At 52.7% G+C, this 4,923-nt stretch carries 3 protein-coding genes, 1 rRNA gene and 1 pseudogene; 2 read left to right on the top strand and 3 right to left on the bottom strand.

Annotation, left to right across the window (positions count from 1 at the left end):
* Nucleotides 1-322 (bottom strand): 16S ribosomal RNA (locus FCN15_RS18950); the annotation flags it as partial.
* 381 nt (nt 323-703) lie between these two features.
* Between FCN15_RS18950 and FCN15_RS18945 the strand changes: the two genes are divergently transcribed.
* Nucleotides 704-1,954, top strand: coding sequence for a molybdopterin-dependent oxidoreductase (locus FCN15_RS18945; protein ID WP_138496662.1), 1,251 nt, complete (start codon nt 704-706; stop codon nt 1,952-1,954).
* Nucleotides 1,955-2,129: 175 nt separating this feature from the next.
* Here FCN15_RS18945 and ligA read toward each other — a convergent pair whose 3' ends face one another.
* The gene (gene ligA, locus FCN15_RS18940; RefSeq protein ID WP_138496660.1) at nt 2,130-4,142 is read right to left on the bottom strand and encodes an NAD-dependent DNA ligase LigA; all 2,013 of its coding nucleotides are present in this window, start codon (nt 4,140-4,142) and stop codon (nt 2,130-2,132) included.
* Nucleotides 4,143-4,247: 105 nt separating this feature from the next.
* Here ligA and FCN15_RS18935 point away from each other — a divergent pair, with 105 nt between their 5' ends.
* Nucleotides 4,248-4,487, top strand: coding sequence for a hypothetical protein (locus FCN15_RS18935; protein ID WP_138496658.1), 240 nt, complete (start codon nt 4,248-4,250; stop codon nt 4,485-4,487).
* Nucleotides 4,488-4,629: 142 nt separating this feature from the next.
* On the opposite strand, the pseudogene FCN15_RS18930 reads toward FCN15_RS18935, so the two are convergent.
* Nucleotides 4,630-4,923 (bottom strand): annotated as a pseudogene (locus FCN15_RS18930) (ATP-dependent DNA helicase PcrA); the annotation flags it as partial.

The raw sequence follows: 4,923 nt of genomic DNA, 5'->3' as shown, positions 1-4,923 counted from the left end.
GTGGCCGTTCACCCTCTCAGGTCGGCTACGCATCGTCGCCTAGGTGAGCCGTTACCTCACCTACTAGCTAATGCGCCGCAGGCCCATCTGCAAGTGATAGATTGCTCCATCTTTCCCAAAGGAATCATGCGACTCCCTTGCGTATCCGGTATTAGCTACCGTTTCCGGTAGTTATCCCAGTCTTGCAGGCAGGTTGCCTACGTGTTACTCACCCGTCCGCCGCTAACCAACAGGTTCCGAAGAACCTATTAGTCCGCTCGACTTGCATGTATTAGGCACGCCGCCAGCGTTCGTCCTGAGCCAGGATCAAACTCTCCATAAAAGTAAAGTTTGTGACTCATTTTGAATCTGACTATTTAAAAGCCATTAAAACATTTAACGTAATTCATTTGTTCAGTTTTCAAGGAACTTGTTCTTTTAATTTCTTTGTCGAACATTTAAAGATTATATCAACTTAATAACTACTTGTCAACTTCTTTGTTCGACAACATTTTTCATCAGGTATCAAACAAGCTCTCGAAGCGACAAGAAATAATATAACATATCCCGTATCGCTTGGCAACTTGATTTCTAATCTTTTTTAGAGGGAGTCATTCCCAGTGCTGTTCTCAGCATCACTAACTTAAGTTCGAAATCGCTTGAAGCCCAACGTATAATAAGTACAAACGGCATCATAAATTACGGAATAAGGAGGCCGACCCTATTGGCTCAATGGCTCGCTAAAATCCGAAAAGGCTATGGCAGAAAGCTGAGGCATCTCCATTCCTGGAATGCATGGATCGTCCTGATTCTCGCTATAAGCGGTCTCATTCTAATCAGCGGCTATTGGAGGGAAAGACTTGGCGAAGGGCGGGTGTGGATAAAATGGATACATATCTACGCTGGCCTTCTTCTTATTGCTCCTGTTGCCTATTATCTCCTTCTTGCCGGCAAGCACTGGAAGCAGCTTCGCAGCAGACCTAAGCAGAAAGCCAATGTGATTGTGATCCTTCTTCTGCTGGCAGGCTGGATCTTATCCGGAGTGATTTTGTGGCAGCTCAAACTCTTCGGCCCTTCCTGGACCAATCCCGCCCTGCGGATTCACGATCTCCTCACATGGATTGGACTGCCGTACATCATCTATCATTCCGTCACCCGCATCAAATGGTTAAAAGAAGAGCCTGAGCGCAGAGCAATAAAGAATGACACCCCAGCTAAACTCGGGCTTGAAGACGAGCGTCCCTTATACTCCCGGCGTGTATTTCTGAAATGGTCTCTTGCCGGCATTTTGGCTGTTGTATTTGGTCCTCCCCTTCTGAAATGGATTGGAAAAGATTTATGGAAAACCGATACAATCGAAGATTTGATCGCAAACGATGCCAACCGGATGGTTCCGCCTCCCAAGCCTTCCCCCCAATCCCTCCCTCCCGTCGGCGGCGGAGCCAAAGGCGAATTCAGGGTGTACACGGTAACGGAGATACCGGCGTTTGACAATGCGACTTGGTCTTTGACAATTGACGGGCTCGTAGAGAAGAAAATTCACTGGAATTGGGAGCAGTTCCTGCAGCAGCAGCGGACCGTGCAGGTCAGCGATTTTCACTGTGTGACCGGATGGTCTGTGTATCAAAATACCTGGGAAGGTATTCAGCTGAAGCAGCTTCTGAAGATGGCTGGTGTAAAGGACGAGGCAAAATTCGTGAAATTTTACTCGGGGGACGAGGTTTATACGGATTGCTTGAGCCTGCAGCAGGCAAACTATGACGATATGATGGTGGCAGTGCTGCATGACGGGCAGCCTATTCCAAGCGATCTTGGCGGGCCTGTACGGCTTATCACTCCAAAAATGTATGCCTATAAATCGGTCAAATGGCTGAACCGGATTGAGCTGATCGCGGAGGAGCATATCGGATATTGGGAGCAGCGGGGCTATGACAAGGACGCTTGGGTGTCCACAAAAGGGGCAACGGAAACTTGAATAAAAATGAGGATCCAGGAACAAAGAACAGCATAAACAGCACCAAGAACAGTAAGTACGGGGCGGGATCATTCAATATATTCAACAAAGTACTCGTGAAATTATTGTTCAGCATAAATAGACCGCTGAAAAATAAAGCGCCTGGCAGTGGAACTGCCAAGCGCCGGATAACAGATCAACCTTCGAGCAGCCGGATGAACTCGTCTTCATCCTCAATAACTTCAATGCCTAACTGCTGAGCTTTGGCGAGCTTGCTGCCGGCTTTTTCTCCGGCGATGACCAGATCGGTCTTCTTGGAGACGCTGCCGGTCACCTTGGCTCCCAAAGCTTCAAGGCGTTCGGCGGCTTCGTCTCGCGACATTTTGTGCAGAGTGCCTGTCAGGACAACGGTCTTGCCGCTGAAGTAGGAGTCGGTTCGGGCCGGAGCAGCCTGGACAGGTGCCTTGGCCTGCACGCCGAGCTCAAGCATTTTTCGAATCGAGGCCTGATTAAACGGGTCTGCAAAATACCCCACGATCGACTCCGCCACAATACCGCCGATATCCGGCAGCGCCGTCAGTTCCTCGACATCTGCGCTCATAACCGCATCTAATGAGCCGAAATGGTCGGCGAGCAGCTTGGTGGTGGATTTTCCCGTGTTGGGAATCCCTAAGGCGAACAGGAAAGAGGCTAAATCCCGGCTCTTGCTGGTCTCTATGGCATCAAGGAGGTTGCGGGCTTTCTTCTCTCCGAAGCGCTCAAGCTTTAATAGACTTTCATATTCCAGACTGTACAAATCGGCAGGCTCTCTGAGCTCCAGCTCGTCGTAGAGCTGTCCGGCAGTTTTGTCGCTGAACGTCTCGATATCCATGGCATCGCGGGAAGCAAAATGCGTAATGCGCCCTACAATCTGCGGACGGCAGCCAAAACGGTTGTCGCAGAACAGATGCGCGCCGCGCTGCTGCAGCGGGAATCCGCAGGCCGGGCAATTGTCCGGATAAACAATCTCCTCGCCGTCATTCTCGTCTGTGACTTTACCGAGGATCTCCGGAATTACGTCATTGGAGCGGCGGATAAAGACGCGCGTGCCGAGGGCGAATTTGAGGTTCTTGCGTTCGATGTCCCCTACATTGTTAAGGGTACAGTTCTGAACGGTGACCCCCGCCAGTTCTACGGGTTCTACACGTGCCAGCGGGGTGATTTTTCCGGTGCGTCCTACGTTCCAGGTGACGGATTCCAGCACGGTTGTAGTCTCTTCGGCCTCAAATTTGAAAGCAACCGCCCAGCGCGGGAACTTGTCGGTATAGCCGAGCACCTCGCGGGTCCGCATATCGGTCACTTTAATAACCGCCCCGTCGATCAGATAATCGAGCGAGCTGCGCTGCTCCTGAATCTGCTGCAGCTGTGCAGAAACCTCGCTGAAGTCGTCGAAATAAGAAATAAAAGGATTCACCTTAAACTTGTTATCGCGCAGGAAGTCCATCATTTCGCGGTGATCGCCGAAGCTGATTCTCTCCGCATAACCGACATTGTAAAAATAGGCGCTCAGCTTGCGTTTGGCTGTCGTCTTCGGATCCAGGTTCCGGAGAGCGCCTGCAGCTGCGTTGCGCGCGTTCTTCAGCGGCTCTGCCGCCTGTTCGTTGTAGGCCGCCAGAATCGACAGGTTCATGATGCCCTCGCCCTGAACTTCAATCGTTCCGTCGCGGAAGGGGATGGTGAGCGGCACGGATTTGATGGTTTTTACCTGGGCCAGGATCCCTTCCCCTACTACTCCATTGCCCCGGGTGGAAGCCTGCACAAGCTTGCCGTCCGTATAAGTCAAATTCAGCGTAAGGCCGTCAAATTTCAGCTCAACCGCATAGGAAAGCGGCGGAAGAGGACTATCCGGGTTCTTGGCATTATAATCGTTCCACAGCTTGACGACACGGTTGTTCCAGGCCGCCAGCTGTTCTTCGTTCTGGGCTTTATCCAGGCTCCACAAAGACACGATGTGCCGATGCGGTGTAAAGCCGCTGAGCAGCTCACCGCCAACACGCTGCGTCGGAGAATCGGGTAGCACCATACCGGTTTCGGTCTCCAGCCGGACCAGCTCATCATAAAGCGTATCGTATTCCTTATCGCTGACCAGCGGCTCATCGAGCGTGTAGTAATGGTAGTTTAATTTACCAAGCTCCTCTACGAGCTCTTCCATCCTCTTCATGGGATCCATGCGGGGACAACCCTCCAGATTTATGTATTTTATGGTTATATAGACTGAACTCTTGAATGAAAAATAGGAGATAAGGAGACAGCTGAAGCAGCACATCTCCTTATCATGGTTGCAGGTATGAGAGAGAACGGCGGAACAGAACGGAATGGAACGGAATGGAACAGAACAGAACAGAACAGAACAGAACAGAACAGAACGGAACGGAACGGAATGGAACGTCCGCTGCCGGCCGGACTCTCGATAGGTTTAGTGTCGCCAATGTCCGGAGTTCTAACCCGGTTTAAACCGGTCAAGACCGGTGGCGGTAGGGGCAGAAGCGTACTGGACGCAAGAATGGCGCCCTAGTGACAGTGAAACAGCTTCCGGCTGGCGGCGTCAGGATGCGGTGCATCAGGCGCAAGGGGCAGAGCCCAGTTGAAAAAGGGCTTCCGCCCCTGAGCTGATGACGCGGGTGACACTTGTGACACGGGTGATGCGGGTGCGCTGCTTACTCTTCGACCTTTGTAATGGGAGCGAACCCGGCGAGCAGGCGTTTCACGCCGACGGGAGCCGGGAAAGCGATCTGCAGCTCCATGTCGTTGCCGGAGCCTTTGACGGCAACGATCGTGCCGGTGCCCCATTTGCCGTGCGATACTTTATCGCCGGCTTTGAAGTCGCCAGGGGCACCAGAGGCGGCCCGTGCGGCCTGCGCGGCTGAGGCGCCGGTCGTCACGGTCACGCTCGGGCGGCCGGCCGCAGGGGCCGCTCCGGCGAGCGGGCGCGCCGTCGTGCCGGGCGCGCC

This window comes from Paenibacillus pinistramenti (assembly GCF_005869875.1).
Lineage (GTDB): Bacteria > Bacillota > Bacilli > Paenibacillales > Paenibacillaceae > Fontibacillus > Fontibacillus pinistramenti.
Note: the sequence above shows the minus strand (reverse complement) of the source record. Positions and strands in the feature narration are given on the sequence as shown.